Origin of the sequence: Undibacterium sp. WLX3042 (assembly GCF_049544825.1) — a bacterium.
Lineage (GTDB): Bacteria > Pseudomonadota > Gammaproteobacteria > Burkholderiales > Burkholderiaceae_D > Undibacterium.
Map to the genome: position 1 here is coordinate 3,118,074 of NZ_CP186698.1, position 13,874 is coordinate 3,131,947.

The window sequence follows — 13,874 nt, forward strand, 5'->3', positions numbered from 1 at the left end:
ACACCTGACACAAAATGAGACAGATTGACGCCATTGCTGAAAATAAAAAAATTAAACAAAGAACTCAGCAGGCAGATCAATAAAACGTAGGCAAATCCAAACGCCACAGGAGACAAGTTCATGCGTAACCACGCCATTCTGCCCTCATCACATCTGAAGCAGGCCCGCTTACAGCTGGTCGAATATGGCATAAGCCCAAGCCCTGGGATCAATGATCGTATTGCGCAATCTTGGCAGCGCAGCCTGTCGGCCGGACTCTCACCCGTTGGCAGGGTCGAATGTGAAGACAATCTCAGCAGCAGCAACTTACAACATGCGCGTCATTTCAATCATGAGCTGATCAGCCATTCAGAACCGGTGATCGAATATCTGTTTGAACAAGTGCGACATAGCCATAGCATGGTGATACTGGCGGATGCGCAAGGTGTACTGATGCATACGCTGGGTGATCTGGATTTTCTGGACAAAGCAGATCGTGTCGCATTGAAATGCGGTGCCACATGGGCGGAAAGCCAGCGCGGAACAAATGCAATAGGCACAGCCGTGGCGGAGGCAAACGAGATAGAGATACATGGTGCAGAACATTATCTCGAGCATCATGAATTTCTGACCTGTGCTGCCGCGCCTATCTTGTCCGCACAGGGTAAGCTGATGGGCATACTCGATATCTCCGGCGACCATCGCAGCCGTCATCCGCATACACTGGGGCTGGTATCCACTGCCGCACAAATCATAGAAAACAGCATGGTGCTGAGCGCCAGCCAGCATCAGATTATTGTGCAATTACATCCGCGTGCCGAAGGCCTGGGCTCAGTGGCACAAGGGGTACTGGTGTTCTCAGAAGACGGCTGGCTGACAGGCGCCAACCGCAAGGGCCTGGCACTAATGAAATTGCAGTACAGCGATATAGCTGCGACCTGCTGGTCAGATTTATTTGATAAAGAATTTCAGCACATACTGTCATTTCAGCAGCGCACAGTCATGCGACCTGACGTACTGCGAACCAGGGATGGCAGCGTTTTATTTGCACAGGTGCATAGTCATAGCCTGGCACGTCAGGCCCTGAGCGTACAGACGAAATCTGCCCCTGCAACGTTGACATCAGCAACAGCAAATGAAGACAGCCTGTGGCTGGCCGCCAGTGAGAGAGCGCGCAAGGTCATCGACAAGGCGATTCCTTTGCTGGTAACGGGTGAATCCGGCGTTGGTAAAGAATTATTTGCGCAGGCGACGCACCGCGCTTCCCTGCGCAGGAATAAGCCCTTCGTGGCGGTGAATTGTGCCGCAATTCCAGAACATCTGATCGAAGCAGAATTATTCGGTTACGTCGCCGGCGCTTTTACAGGTGCGTCTAAGCAAGGAGCGCAGGGACGTCTGCGCGAAGCCCACGGCGGCACCTTATTTCTGGATGAAATTGGCGATATGCCTTTAAGTTTACAAACAAGATTACTGCGGGTTTTGCAGGAACGTCAGGTTACGCCACTGGGCAGCAGCACGCCGGTTAACGTCGATTTCAATCTGATTTGCGCTACGCACCAGAATTTAAAAAACAGCATTGTTGCCGGCCGTTTCCGCGAAGATCTGTATTACCGCATCAATGGCTTGACCGTCTGCCTGCCTGCGTTACGGATGCGGACGGATTTCGCCTTTTTATGCGGACGACTATTGCAGGAATTTGCGCCGGACAGCGATCTTCACATTGAACCTGATCTGCTGGCAGCAATGAAAACTTATCACTGGCCCGGCAATCTGCGTCAACTCAGCCATGTACTACGTGCCGCGGTCGCTTTACGGGAAGATGATCAGCACTGTATCAGCTGGGAACACCTGGCAGACGATTTGGCCGCAGAGTTGCGATCTCAGACTGGTACTGAAACCATCACGACCTCAGCCGGCGGCGACACCGTAGAACCAAGAGAACGCAGTCTGCATGCGCGTTCTATGCAGGCGATACGGCAGGCACTCACCAACGCGAATGGCAACGTCTCTGCGGCGGCACGCGAATTAGGCATCAGCCGGCAAACCTTGTACCGCAAGTTGCAAGAGAACTGAATTGCACTGATGCCGCGATTGTTTGTTGACATCGTTTGTTCACCTTTAAACATCATTCCGCACCTCAGCAATTTTATTTCGCTTACCAGCGTTGATGATCATGTCCGGTGTCGCCGACTCCGATGTCTCTTCCTGCCGCGCTCACGCAGATACCGCTTTCCTGATTATCCGGAATCGTCAGTGCTTTCAGGATAAGTGCAGACCCGCCTGCGACACCCTTAATCCGCTGCCATTTGTGCAGCTGAAAAATAGTTCAAGTCAGAGGGAAAACGAAATTTCATCGCTATTTTCTTCTTGGTATATAGTATACCCCCCTACCCTATTTTATTTAATATGAGTCACACAATTAAAGATAAGCAAAAGTTGCTGAACCGGGTACGTCGTATCCGTGGCCAGCTCGACAGCATAGAGCGGGCGCTGGAGGACGAAAAAGGCTGCATGGACATACTGCACCAGATCACCAGTTGCCGCGGCGCGATGAATGGCCTGCTGGCGACGGTGCTGGAAGATCATATACGCACGCATCTGATCGACGCACCGCATGATGGTGCTGAACACGATGAAGACCACACCGATGCACGCGAACAGCTGATTGACGTGGTGAAAAGTTACTTAAAATAAAGCGCTTAATATGATTGAATTCTCAACTCTGCTGCAACAAGGCGCAACGAACGCGTGGCTGTTTATTCCCAGCGCCATCCTGCTTGGTGCTTTACACGGACTGGAACCCGGCCATTCAAAAACCATGATGGCGGCATTTATTATCGCCGTGCGCGGAACACTGACGCAGGCCGTCTTGCTGGGGCTGTCGGCGACCCTGTCGCATACCGTGATCGTCTGGATCATCGCACTGGCCGGTATGTATTTCGGTCAGCAATGGAATGCTGAAGCCAGTGAACCTTACTTACAGGTGGTGTCAGCAATTTTGATTATCAGTATCGCCATCTGGATGATGTGGCGTACCTGGCACGATCAGCATCATGCTCACCACCATCATCATGACGATATGCAAGAGATTGATACCGGGCATGGCATTGTGCGGCTGGAGATATTTGAAGACGGCGTACCACCACGGTTCCGGCTCTATCAAGACAATCAGGACAAACAGCACAATCACGTCTGGACAGCAGAACAGCTGACGCTGGAAACCGTACGCCATCAGAAAGAGCGCCAAACGTTCAGGTTTGTGCAACGGGATGGCTTCATAGAATCGGAACAGACGATTCCTGAGCCACACGAATTCTCTGCCCATTTGCTCTTAGGTCATGGTAGCCACTCGCATGAATATGTCGTGCATTTCACAGAGCATGAACATCATCATGCGGAGTCGGACAGCCTGAACGTGGCCGGTGACGAGTATCAGGATGCACATGAACTTGCCCATGCGAACGACATACGCCGTCGCTTCACCAACCGCGAAGTGACGACCGGACAAATTGTCATGTTCGGTTTAACCGGCGGCCTGATTCCCTGCCCGGCGTCGATCACGGTCTTGCTGCTCTGCCTGCAACTGAAAAAAATCGCACTGGGGGCGACACTGGTACTGAGTTTCAGCATTGGTCTGGCACTGACCATGGTCATGTCCGGCGTGTTGGCGGCATTGAGTATCAGACACATCTCGAAACGCTGGAGCGGCTTCGGCACATTTGCCCGCAAAGCACCGTATTTTTCCGGCATCCTGATTTTATTAGTCGGTTTCTATCTGGCTTACGAAGGCTTGCACAACTTACTGAAGTAAAAAAAAGGTCCGGTTTTCCAAGCTTTATATGCATCCACAACAAGCGTATTTCCGGTTATTCAAGCTGTCAATCTGCTCCCGAATTCTCCGCTGTATTAGTGCCTCCCGGACCAGAAACGTGACGTCGCCAACCAGCTGCACGCAGCTGAACTGAGCCAGCGTCAATCTCGCATGCAATGCAGCTCGCAGGCTTAAGCCCGCGGCTTCAGATCAGAGACATTTTGATCTTCCCTTGAGTTGTGATGTAAAAAATTACCGGGTGGCTCCGTATCAGGATTCCGGATTGACAATCTGGATCTGATCAAGTGTTGCTGCTTGAAAAAAATATTGATATGATTCGTATATTATTCATATACGAATCATATAATGATTATCGAAAATTTGAGTGACCACCTTCACGATCAACTTCGTCAGGCGAGCACAGTTCTACCTCACCTCATACATGCTCAGACAACGTTTTGGATCAAAGCTGGCATATTGTGTGAAACGGACATGAAACACAGTTTCAGCGAGATGGATACATGATCAAACGACCCGAGGAAATCGGCCTGATGTCGGAATCCGGCAAATTACTGGCCGCAGTATTTGCTCATCTGAATCAATTAAATCTCATCAACATGTCCACCATGCAAATTAACGATATGGTGGATAACTACATCGTTAATCACCTCAAGGCGCGACCGGCAAGTAAAGGACAGTATGGTTATTGCTATTCGCTGAACGCCTCACGAAACAACGTTGTATGTCACGGCGTTTCATCCAGCAATGAAATTTTACAGAGTGGCGATATCGTCAATTTTGATATCACCCTGGAGAAAAATGGTTATATGGCGGACTCTAGTAAAACCTACCTTGTCGGCGAGGTATCACCATTGGCAAAACGGCTTGTTCAAGTGGCTTATGAAGCGATGTGGAAGGGAATCAATGCTGTTCGCCCGGGCGCCCGGCTTGGTGATGTCGGTCATGCTATTGAGCGCCATGCAACTAGAAATGGTTATTCGGTTGTTAAAGAATATTGTGGCCATGGCATAGGCAGGGAAATGCATGAAGAGCCGCAAGTATTGCACTGGGGAAGGCCAAAAACCGGCATGGTTTTAAGAGAAGGCATGGTATTCACCATAGAGCCGATGATAAACCAAGGGCGATCTGCGGTTTTTACTGCACAAGATGGCTGGTCGGTGATGACGCAAGACGGCCAGTTATCGGCGCAATTTGAACATACCGTAGCAGTTACCCGAAATGGCGTTAAGGTCCTGACTCTGCGAGCGGAGGAAAAAGGTAAATGTGATTAAGAAGGGCAGTCATCATGACTGCCCTTTTTTTTCGTCAGATCCGGCACCAACCGGGTTCTGACAGTCATCTTATTGACTGATAAAGTCCAACAAATCCTGATTCAAGCGGTCTTTGTGCGTGTCTGTGATACCGTGAGGCGCACCTGGATACTCGATGAGTTTTGCGCCTTTGACTAATTTAACGGTCGCTCGTCCTGAGGTTTGAATCGGCACGATTTGGTCGTCGTCACCATGAATGACCAGGGTCGGCACATCAATGCGTTTCAAGTCTTCTACAAAATTGGTCTCGGAGAACGCCTTGATCGAGTCAAAAGTCCCTTTGTGTGAAGCGGTCATACCTTGCAGCCAGAACGCGTCGATCAAACCAGCGGAGGGACTCGCGCCAGGGCGATTGAAGCCGAAAAATGGACCACTGGCCACGTCTTTGTAGAGTTGTGAGCGGTTCGTGATCGATCCTTTACGCAGGCCATCAAACACCTCCAGCGGAACGCCATCGGGGTTCGTCTCAGTTTTCAGCATCAACGGCGTCACTGCGCTCACCAGAACAATTTTACTGACGCGCTTGCTGCCGTGGCGGCCGACATAGCGTGCCACCTCGCCGCCTCCAGTTGAGAAGCCCACCAGTGTCACGTCTTTCACATTTAAAGTCTCCAGTACGACGCCCAGGTCATCCGCATACTGGTCCATATTGTTACCATTCCATGATTGTCCCGAGCGACCATGGCCGCGGCGGTCATGTGCAATCACCCGGTAGCCTTTCTCTGCCAGGAACAGCATTTGGGCTTCCCAGCTATCAGAGTTCAGCGGCCATCCATGGCTGAAGACAACGACTTTGCCATCCTTCGGACCCCAGTCTTTGTAATACAGCGGCGTGCCGTCTTTGGCCGTAATGAACATGGAAGACGGCTGACTCACAGTTGGTGCCGCAATGGCGGTGTGAGGTGCGGATATTGCAGTCAGGCTGGCTGCTGCAATGCTTGAGGCGAGGAAAATATTTTTGAAGGCTTTCATGATGGTGACTTTCTAATCTGTAAGTTTGTTTGCCAATCGGCAGAACAAAGTTTGCCTGTGTTTAATGTATTATATGCACCAATAAGTACACATTATTTAGCAAATAGTTCAAATATGACAGATCGTCTGGCTTCACTACTCGCGCATTTCAGTATCAGCGCCAAAACCTTTCATGCCGGTGCCTTATGCGGCATCAACTCATTGACCGGTAGTGACGGGCTGGGCCAGTTGCACTTGATCCGGCAAGGTGAAGTCAAGGTCATGCATGGCACTGAACTCGTTGCCCACATCAATGAGCCCAGTCTGCTGCTGTATGCGCAACCGCTCACCCGACGTTTTTTGACCGATAAAGCAAAAGGGGCAGAGTTCGTCTGTGCTGACCTCAGTTTCGAAGGTGGGAAGGCCAATCCTGTAAGGGCCGCACTACCTGCTTTTGTCTGCTTGCCCTTATCAGGTTTGCGCGATAGTAAGCCCGTGCTGGATTTACTTTTTGCCGAAGCGGCAGGAACTAACTGTGGACGACAAAAGATGCTCGACAGCCTGTTTGAAGTGCTACTGATACAAATTCTCCGCGAACTCATGGAACACCACCTTGTTCAATCCGGCATGCTGGCCGGGATGGGGCATCCGCGTTTACGCCGGGCTTTGGTCGCTATGCATGACCAGCCAAAACGCGACTGGTCTTTGCCTGATTTAGCAGCCGAGGCCGGGATGTCAAGGACTTCGTTCGCCAATACTTTCCGCGATATCGTCGGCATAACGCCGGTACAATATCTGCAAAATTGGCGCGTCGGCCTGGTACAAAAACTACTGTCAGAGGGACATTCAATGCGTCAGATTGCCTACAACGTTGGCTACTCCAGCGAGGCAGCCTTATCACGCGCATTTCGTACACAAACGGGGAGTTCACCGAGTGAGTGGCGCAAGAATCATGAGGGCGCCGGATAGATATCTATCCAATGCAAGGCAATGCCGACAAGACCATTATTATGCTGCGTCAGTCCGCCCCCAAGAAATGCTCTGATCTTTATCAAAATTAAACAGCATCTGCCTATCCGGTGGCTTCAAACAGTTGGTGTCACAGCAGAAGGTCTGCGATAAATCAAGAGTCCCATCGTAGTCGAATTCAGATACAAAAATGCCCAAGCCTGATATTCCAGGTTTGGGCATTTTTTTGGATTTTTAGTTTATGACTTTAATAGCTAGTTTACGACTTTCATTGTCGGGAACAAGTCAAAAACCGCTGATTCATTTTTATTCGACTGTGACACTTTTTGCTAAATTTCTAGGCTTATCTACGTCGGTGCCGCGGGCAAGCGCCGTGTGGTAGGCGAGTAATTGCAGTGGTACAACGTGCAGAATGGCGGATAGCTGGCCGTAATGTTCAGGCAGGCGAATCACATGCACGCCTTCGCTGGAGGTGATGTGCGAATCGGCATCAGCGAATACAAACAGTTCGCCGCCACGGGCACGGACTTCCTGCAGATTAGATTTGAGTTTTTCAATCAGTGCATCGTTCGGTGCGACTGTTACCACCGGCATTTCTTTAGTCACCAGCGCCAGCGGACCGTGTTTCAGTTCACCGGCAGGATACGCTTCTGCATGAATATAAGAAATTTCCTTGAGCTTGAGTGCGCCTTCAAGCGCGATCGGATAATGCAAACCGCGACCGAGGAAAAGTGCGTTTTCTTTTCTGGCGAATTCTTCTGACCAGGCAATGATTTGCGGTTCCAGCGCGAGGACCGCACTGATTGCCAGCGGCAGGTGGCGCAGGGCTTTGATGTGTTCAGCTTCTTCGGCATCACTAAGGCGGCCTTTGCTTTGTGCGAGTGTCAGCGTCAGTAAAAAAAGCGCGACCAGTTGGGTAGTAAATGCTTTGGTCGATGCAACGCCGACCTCGATACCAGCACGGGTGATATACGACAAAACACACTCTCTGACCATCGCACTGGTGGAGACATTGCAGATCGTCAGCGTGTGCTGCATACCCAACGAACGGGCATGTTTTAACGCAGCCAGCGTGTCGGCAGTCTCACCGCTTTGCGAGATGGTAACGACCAGAGAATTCGGATTCGGCACGCTGTCGCGGTAACGGTATTCACTCGCGATTTCCACATTGACGGGGATTTTTGCAATCGACTCCAGCCAGTATTTGGCGGTGAGCCCCGCGTAATAACTGGTGCCGCAGGCGAGTATCAGTACCGAATCAATCTGCTTGAAAACACCGTAGGCTTTATCGCCGAATAATTCCGGCATGATGCTGGTGACGCCCTCTAGGGTGTCACCGATGGCGCGTGGCTGTTCAAAAATTTCTTTTTGCATGTAATGACGATACGGGCCGAGTTCAGCCGCACCGCTGTGGGCGTGAACGGTGCGCACTTCGCGTTCCACTGCTTTACCATGCACATCAACAATCCAGCAGCGTTGCAATTGCAGATCAACGACATCGCCTTCTTCGAGATAAATGATCTGGTCGGTAGTACCTGCCAGCGCCATCGCATCAGATGCGAGAAAATTCTCACCTTTGCCGACACCAACGATTAACGGCGACCCCTGACGTGCGCCGATCACACGATGCGGCTCGTCCCGGCAAAATACTGCAATCGCATAAGCGCCCGTCAGGCGTTTCACCGCTTGCTGCACTGTTTCAAATAAATCGCCCTGATATAAATGATCAACTAAATGAGCAATGACTTCGGTATCGGTCTGACTTTCAAAAACGTAGCCGAGCGCTTTTAATTCGGTACGCAATTCTTCGTGATTTTCGATAATGCCGTTATGCACGAGTGCGATCCGGTCGCGCGAAAAATGCGGATGTGCATTAGCCGAAGACGGAACGCCGTGGGTCGCCCAGCGCGTATGTGCGATACCGGTAAAGCCGGATAAGCCACTCTGCTCGACTTGTGCCTGCAATTCAGCAACACGGGAGGTACTGCGCGAACGCTGCAACTGACCATCGACATGCAAGGCGATACCGCAGGAGTCATAACCACGGTATTCAAGACGCTTGAGCCCTTCAAGCAGGATGGGCGTAATGTTACGCTGAGCAACTGCACCGACAATACCGCACATAATGACCTCGTCAATAAGAAAAGAGAATGTGGTTATGCTAATGTAGTTTGAATGATTATTTATTTCAAAATTTCGTGTAATATGAAATTTATATAAAAATTAATTTCATCTTGATTTTTTATTTCAAAAATAAATAAAAATTAGTAATTTATTTCATTCATGACGATATTAGATGAACTCGATAAACGCATCTTGCAGCAAATGCAGCAAGATGCGTCACTGACCAATCACGAACTGGCTCAGCGCGTACATGCGTCGGCGCCGACTTGCATGCGGCGGGTGAAACGTCTGATGGAGGAAGGTGTGATTGCGCGTCAAGTGGTGATTCTGTCACCTGAAAAAGTCGGCGCCGGGTTAACTGCTATTGTAGAAATCACGCTGGATCAGCAGGCGACGGAGAGACTGACGGAATTTGAACAGCGTATCGCCGCCGAGCCCGCAGTCCAACAGTGTTACCGGGTGTCTCCCGGACCGGATTTCGTGCTGATTATTCAGGTCGCGGATATGACGGCATATCATGCGCTCGCACACCGCCTGTTTGCGACTCAGAGCAATATCAGGAACGTCAGAAGTTTCTTTTCAATTCTGCGCAGCAAATTTGAAACCGGCATTGCGGTCTAGCCGCTTGTCTGCTCTGATCAGCGCGTCGTATCCCGCGGACGGATACTGTCTTTCAGGAATTCTTTTTTGTAGTAACGCTGAAAGCCTTTCCAGATCAGGCCGTCATTCGCCGCACGTTCAAAAATATCCTGCAAGACCTGCAAATCGGCAGCATTCAATGATTTCTTAGAAAAATAAACGCCACTCTCACCCCAGGTTAATTCTTGCAGCGGCTGATATTGCAATTTATCTTCAAGATCAGTAACGCGTTCATCAATCTGCACTGAGCCGGCAAAAATGGATGGTGCCATCAGGGTGTAATCAGCTGCTCCTGATTTCAATAAACGGGCGACTGATACAGGATCTGCTTCAAGGCGTAGCCGGTTCCGCTTTTGTAACTCTTTGAGAAACGCCTGATACTTTTCGCCATAATCAAAACCGCGTACCACGGCTATTTTTGTGTCTCTCTGCTCAAGCAAGTCTTTGAAATTTCTGACTGGAGTCGTTTTTTCCTGGACGGAAATCAACATCGCCCTGTTAGAAATCAGCGGGACAAAAAACCCCAGCCGGTCTCGTCGGGGTGTGCGGGTTGCTGGAATAAGAATATCTGCCTGACCGTTTTCAAACATCATTTCCAGTCGTGCGCGCGGCACGATGCTCAGCTCGAAACTGCATTTTTCTTTGGCGGATAAATCGCTCAGTATTTCAGGGTACACACCGGAAATAATCTCGCCGCTCACGATGACACTTAAGCCTGTCATCGCCAGTGGAACTTTCATGGAACGAGAACAGTTACCGTGAGCTGAAACAGCGCCGGCAAACATCGTCATTAAACAAAAGCACACTGTTTTGCGCAAAATTCGCATAGAGAGACCTGAGGAAAATCGGGATGGACAATCAATATAAAGCTATTTCCTGTAGTGGGTAAAACTATAGTGCTGGATTTTACAAAAGATAACAAGGAAAACAAAACAAGCGGAACAGGGTATCCATTGATACATGAACAAGTCCTTCACCGCATCGTCTGGCACTGCGGTCTGGCTTTAATCTTTCTCACACAAGGCCGCAAGTTTTTCCAGAGATAGTATTCTGACCGAGCGATACCCGAGCCGCAGTAATCCTGCTTGTTCGAAAAATTTCAACTCCTTGGAAAGGCTCTGGCGGCTCATCCCCAGCATCATCGCCAGCGACTCCTGCGATACAGGAATATCCAATTTTTCTGAACCAGCCTGCTCTTTCTCACTATCAACCAACAATACAAGGCGTCTGGCGACGCGCGCTCTCGCCGAACGCAAATGTGCGTCTTCAACGATCCCGTATAACAAACGAATACGCTTCGCCAGCATCTGCGCGACCGCCAGCGCAAAGTCTGCGCTTTGCATCAGATGATCAAAACATGCGGGAGTCATCATCAGCACTTCAGCACGCCCGATCGCCGTAGCATCGTGCGTTCTGGGTTCACCATCAATCAGGGAAATTTCACCGAACCAGGTACCAGGCTCGAGTATGGTCAGGATCGCCTCGCGCCCTTCTTCACTCAATGTCGACATTTTCAGTTTGCCGCTCAGCAAAGCATAAAACCCGGCTGGCGGATCGCCCTGCCGGAATAACATTTCACCTGGTTGCAGATATTGTTTTTCACTGCAATCCAGCATTTCCTTACGTGTCGCTGCTGGCAATGCCGCAAACCAGTCATCGCCGGCGAGCGAGTTGAGTACAGAAGATGGCGACATAAGCGGGGGTCGTGTTTGGTGATGACAAAATCGATACAGTCAATTGTAAAATATTTGACAGTTTGCTGCCGGGTGCGCCTGTATGGTGAGAGTACAAAAATTAAACAGGAGACAAAAATGCCTCATCGCGCCCATTTCCTGCGTATGGAAGACAGTACGCAACAAGACTGGCAACTGATCGGCGCTGAATTCATGCAATTCGCGCAAAAATTACCTGATCGCGTCATCCAGCATCTGCAGTTGCTCGAAGGAGATTACGGCGGCTTCCCGATTGATCGTTACGCGCACTCGTTACAAACCGCCACCCGCGCCATGCGCGATGGTCGTGACGAGGAGTATATCTGCTGCGCTTTGCTGCACGACATCGGCGACACGCTGGGCAGTTTTAATCATCCGGATATCGCAGCGGCAATTCTGAAACCGTTTGTCAGCGAAGAAAATCTGTGGATGGTGCAACATCACGGTATTTTTCAGGGACATTATTTCTTTCACCATCTGGGTATGGACAGAGATATGCGCGAACAATTCCGCGCTCATCCGCACTTTGAACGCACTGCTGAATTCTGCGCGCTGTATGACAATCCTTCGTTTGACCCGCACGCAGAAACTTTTCCATTGATAGAGTTTGAGCCCATGCTGAAGCGCTTATTATCTCAGCCAAAAAATACGATTTATAAAGCCGCCGTTACAGAAAAATAGAGAAACTCAAAACAACCATATCAATAACAGTGAACAGGAGACACCATGCAAATTCCTTCCCTCAAAGATAAAGTCAGCCCTGAAGAATGGCAGTTACGGGTGGATCTGGCGGCCTGTTACCGCCTCGTCGCCGCTTACGGCTGGAGCGATCTGGTGTTTACGCACATCAGCGCCCGCATTCCGGGACCGGAGCATCATTTTCTGATCAATCCGTATGGCCTGATGTTCGATGAAATCACTGCGTCCTCGCTGGTGAAAGTCGATCAGCAATGCAACAAGGTGATTGATTCGCCTTTCCCGGTAAATCCCGCCGGTTTTGTGATTCACAGCGCAGTGCATGCCGCGCGCGAAGATGTGCAATGCGTGCTGCATACCCACACCAAAGCAGGTGTTGCGGTTAGTGCCCAGCGTTGCGGCATTTTGCCGCTGTCGCAGCAATCAACATTCGTCCTCGCTTCGCTCGCGTATCATGATTACGAAGGCGTGGCTTTCCGCGATGATGAAAAGCCGCGTCTGCAAGCGGACATGGGGAACGCGAATTTCCTGGTACTGCGCAATCACGGCCTGCTCACTGTTGGTAAAAGTATTGCCGACGCATTTTTGTCGATGTACACGTTTGAAGCCACTTGCCAGATACAACTGGCGGCGCAGGCCGGTGGCGAACTGATTCATGTCAACCCGCAGATCGTGCAAGGTGTTGCGGAATCAATGCGGGTGCAGACCAGCGGCCTCGGCGGCGCATTCGTCTGGCCATCACTGATACGCAAGCTCAACCGCATGGATGAAAGTTATCAGTCATGAGCGGACAAAATAAAGTCATCATCATTACCGGTGCGTCTGACGGCATCGGCGCAGAAATCGCCCGGCAACTGGCAAAATCTGGCGGTCGTCAGACTTCGCTAGTACTGGCTGCACGTAATGAAGAAGCATTGAAAAAAGTCGCCGCAGAATGCCAGACCTATGGCAGCGTCTGCCTGGTCGTGAAAACCGATGTCTGTGTCGAAAGCGAGTGCCGCCAACTGATCACGAAGGCAGCGGAAAAGTTCGGCAGGATAGATGTGCTCATTAACAATGCCGGTAAATCTGCGCAAGCCTTATTCAGCGAGGTCGCGGATCTTGGCTGGTATCAGGAATTAATGCGGATTAATTTCTGGGGCAGTGTCTGGTGCACACATGCTGCGCTGCCTTACCTGAAACAAACCAGCGGGCACATCGTTGCGGTTTCATCGCTGGCCGGACTCATAGGCGTGCCGGGTCGTACTGCCTACAGTGCCAGTAAATTCGCGATGAATGGCTTCTTCGAAAGTCTGCGCAGCGAAGTCAAAGAAGCGGGCATCAGAATTACGCTTGCCTATCCCGGAGTGGTGGCCACCCGCATCCGCTATCACGGCTATAACGCGGCCGGAAACGCGGCAGGCAGCAGCGGTCTGAAAGAAGACGATGCGATGTCGATAGAAGAATGCGCACGCCTGATCATTCAGGGCATGGAACAAGGCAAACGTGAAGTCGTCATGACAGGTAAAGGAAAACTCGGTCGCTGGCTGAAACTGATCGCACCCGGTCTGGTGGAAAAGCTGGCTATGGCTGCGCTAAAAAAAGAAGTACGTCCGCCGCAATGAAATAGCTTTCAACCGTCTCGCAACACCATAAAAAATGCCGGACAATATTCCGGCATTT

14 protein-coding genes are annotated in these 13,874 nt (G+C 50.5%); 10 read left to right on the plus strand and 4 right to left on the minus strand.

Features of this window, described 5'->3' with window-relative positions:
- Positions 1-120 precede the first annotated feature (120 nt).
- From ACPAOP_RS14095 to map, 5 genes are all read left to right on the plus strand, one after another.
- Positions 121-2,052, plus strand: coding sequence for a sigma-54-dependent Fis family transcriptional regulator (locus tag ACPAOP_RS14095; RefSeq protein ID WP_423708441.1), 1,932 nt, complete (start codon positions 121-123; stop codon positions 2,050-2,052).
- A gap of 333 nt (positions 2,053-2,385) precedes the next feature.
- Positions 2,386-2,673 (plus strand): metal/formaldehyde-sensitive transcriptional repressor, encoded by a 288-nt coding sequence (locus ACPAOP_RS14100; protein ID WP_423680499.1) that lies wholly within the window; start codon positions 2,386-2,388, stop codon positions 2,671-2,673.
- Between the two features lie 10 nt (positions 2,674-2,683).
- Positions 2,684-3,790: a nickel/cobalt efflux transporter gene (locus ACPAOP_RS14105; RefSeq protein ID WP_423680498.1), complete on the plus strand. Its 1,107-nt coding sequence runs from the start codon at positions 2,684-2,686 to the stop codon at positions 3,788-3,790.
- Between the two features lie 366 nt (positions 3,791-4,156).
- Positions 4,157-4,315 carry a TA system antitoxin ParD family protein gene (locus tag ACPAOP_RS14110; protein ID WP_423680497.1) on the plus strand — a complete coding sequence of 53 codons (159 nt, stop codon included), beginning with the start codon at positions 4,157-4,159 and terminating at the stop codon, positions 4,313-4,315.
- Positions 4,312-5,082 carry a type I methionyl aminopeptidase gene (gene map / locus ACPAOP_RS14115; RefSeq protein WP_423708442.1) on the plus strand — a complete coding sequence of 257 codons (771 nt, stop codon included), beginning with the start codon at positions 4,312-4,314 and terminating at the stop codon, positions 5,080-5,082. Before ACPAOP_RS14110 ends, map begins: the two co-directional genes overlap by 4 nt.
- Positions 5,083-5,151: 69 nt before the next feature.
- On the opposite strand, the gene ACPAOP_RS14120 is transcribed toward map, so the two are convergent.
- Positions 5,152-6,093: an alpha/beta fold hydrolase gene (locus ACPAOP_RS14120; protein WP_423680495.1), complete on the minus strand. Its 942-nt coding sequence runs from the start codon at positions 6,091-6,093 to the stop codon at positions 5,152-5,154.
- A gap of 114 nt (positions 6,094-6,207) precedes the next feature.
- On the opposite strand from ACPAOP_RS14120, the gene ACPAOP_RS14125 reads away from it, so the two are divergent.
- Entirely contained in the window at positions 6,208-7,041 is an 834-nt protein-coding gene (locus tag ACPAOP_RS14125) for a cupin domain-containing protein (protein ID WP_423708443.1), read from the plus strand.
- Positions 7,042-7,347: 306 nt separating this feature from the next.
- On the opposite strand, the gene glmS is transcribed toward ACPAOP_RS14125, so the two are convergent.
- The gene (gene glmS, locus ACPAOP_RS14130; RefSeq protein WP_423708444.1) at positions 7,348-9,165 is read right to left on the minus strand and encodes a glutamine--fructose-6-phosphate transaminase (isomerizing); all 1,818 of its coding nucleotides are present in this window, start codon (positions 9,163-9,165) and stop codon (positions 7,348-7,350) included.
- A 159-nt stretch (positions 9,166-9,324) separates the two neighbouring features.
- On the opposite strand from glmS, the gene ACPAOP_RS14135 reads away from it, so the two are divergent.
- The gene (locus ACPAOP_RS14135) at positions 9,325-9,786 is read left to right on the plus strand and encodes an Lrp/AsnC family transcriptional regulator (RefSeq protein ID WP_423708445.1); all 462 of its coding nucleotides are present in this window, start codon (positions 9,325-9,327) and stop codon (positions 9,784-9,786) included.
- A 17-nt stretch (positions 9,787-9,803) separates the two neighbouring features.
- On the opposite strand, the gene ACPAOP_RS14140 is transcribed toward ACPAOP_RS14135, so the two are convergent.
- Positions 9,804-10,544 (minus strand): substrate-binding periplasmic protein, encoded by a 741-nt coding sequence (locus ACPAOP_RS14140; protein WP_423708446.1) that lies wholly within the window; start codon positions 10,542-10,544, stop codon positions 9,804-9,806.
- 264 nt (positions 10,545-10,808) lie between these two features.
- Entirely contained in the window at positions 10,809-11,498 is a 690-nt protein-coding gene (locus ACPAOP_RS14145) for a Crp/Fnr family transcriptional regulator (RefSeq protein WP_423708447.1), read from the minus strand.
- Between the two features lie 117 nt (positions 11,499-11,615).
- Between ACPAOP_RS14145 and ACPAOP_RS14150 the strand changes: the two genes are divergently transcribed.
- The 3 genes from ACPAOP_RS14150 to ACPAOP_RS14160 are packed head-to-tail and all read left to right on the plus strand — an operon-like array spanning position 11,616 to position 13,816.
- On the plus strand, positions 11,616-12,197 hold the full coding sequence (locus tag ACPAOP_RS14150) for an HD domain-containing protein (RefSeq protein WP_423708448.1): 582 nt from the start codon (positions 11,616-11,618) through the stop codon (positions 12,195-12,197).
- 45 nt (positions 12,198-12,242) lie between these two features.
- Positions 12,243-12,998: a class II aldolase/adducin family protein gene (locus ACPAOP_RS14155; RefSeq protein WP_423680444.1), complete on the plus strand. Its 756-nt coding sequence runs from the start codon at positions 12,243-12,245 to the stop codon at positions 12,996-12,998.
- Positions 12,995-13,816, plus strand: coding sequence for an SDR family oxidoreductase (locus ACPAOP_RS14160; protein ID WP_423708449.1), 822 nt, complete (start codon positions 12,995-12,997; stop codon positions 13,814-13,816). Before ACPAOP_RS14155 ends, ACPAOP_RS14160 begins: the two co-directional genes overlap by 4 nt.
- The last annotated feature ends 58 nt before the right edge of the window (positions 13,817-13,874 follow it).

Coding starts and splice junctions, on each gene's coding strand:
- ACPAOP_RS14150 (WP_423708448.1), top strand. CDS start 11,616: ATGCCTCATCGCGCCCATTTCCTGCGTATGGAAGACAGTACGCAACAA.
- ACPAOP_RS14155 (WP_423680444.1), top strand. CDS start 12,243: ATGCAAATTCCTTCCCTCAAAGATAAAGTCAGCCCTGAAGAATGGCAG.
- ACPAOP_RS14125 (WP_423708443.1), top strand. CDS start 6,208: ATGACAGATCGTCTGGCTTCACTACTCGCGCATTTCAGTATCAGCGCC.
- ACPAOP_RS14160 (WP_423708449.1), top strand. CDS start 12,995: ATGAGCGGACAAAATAAAGTCATCATCATTACCGGTGCGTCTGACGGC.
- ACPAOP_RS14145 (WP_423708447.1), bottom strand. CDS start 11,498: ATGTCGCCATCTTCTGTACTCAACTCGCTCGCCGGCGATGACTGGTTT.
- ACPAOP_RS14095 (WP_423708441.1), top strand. CDS start 121: ATGCGTAACCACGCCATTCTGCCCTCATCACATCTGAAGCAGGCCCGC.
- ACPAOP_RS14140 (WP_423708446.1), bottom strand. CDS start 10,544: ATGAAAGTTCCACTGGCGATGACAGGCTTAAGTGTCATCGTGAGCGGC.
- glmS (WP_423708444.1), bottom strand. CDS start 9,165: ATGTGCGGTATTGTCGGTGCAGTTGCTCAGCGTAACATTACGCCCATC.
- ACPAOP_RS14110 (WP_423680497.1), top strand. CDS start 4,157: ATGATTATCGAAAATTTGAGTGACCACCTTCACGATCAACTTCGTCAG.
- ACPAOP_RS14100 (WP_423680499.1), top strand. CDS start 2,386: ATGAGTCACACAATTAAAGATAAGCAAAAGTTGCTGAACCGGGTACGT.
- ACPAOP_RS14135 (WP_423708445.1), top strand. CDS start 9,325: ATGACGATATTAGATGAACTCGATAAACGCATCTTGCAGCAAATGCAG.
- ACPAOP_RS14105 (WP_423680498.1), top strand. CDS start 2,684: ATGATTGAATTCTCAACTCTGCTGCAACAAGGCGCAACGAACGCGTGG.
- ACPAOP_RS14120 (WP_423680495.1), bottom strand. CDS start 6,093: ATGAAAGCCTTCAAAAATATTTTCCTCGCCTCAAGCATTGCAGCAGCC.
- map (WP_423708442.1), top strand. CDS start 4,312: ATGATCAAACGACCCGAGGAAATCGGCCTGATGTCGGAATCCGGCAAA.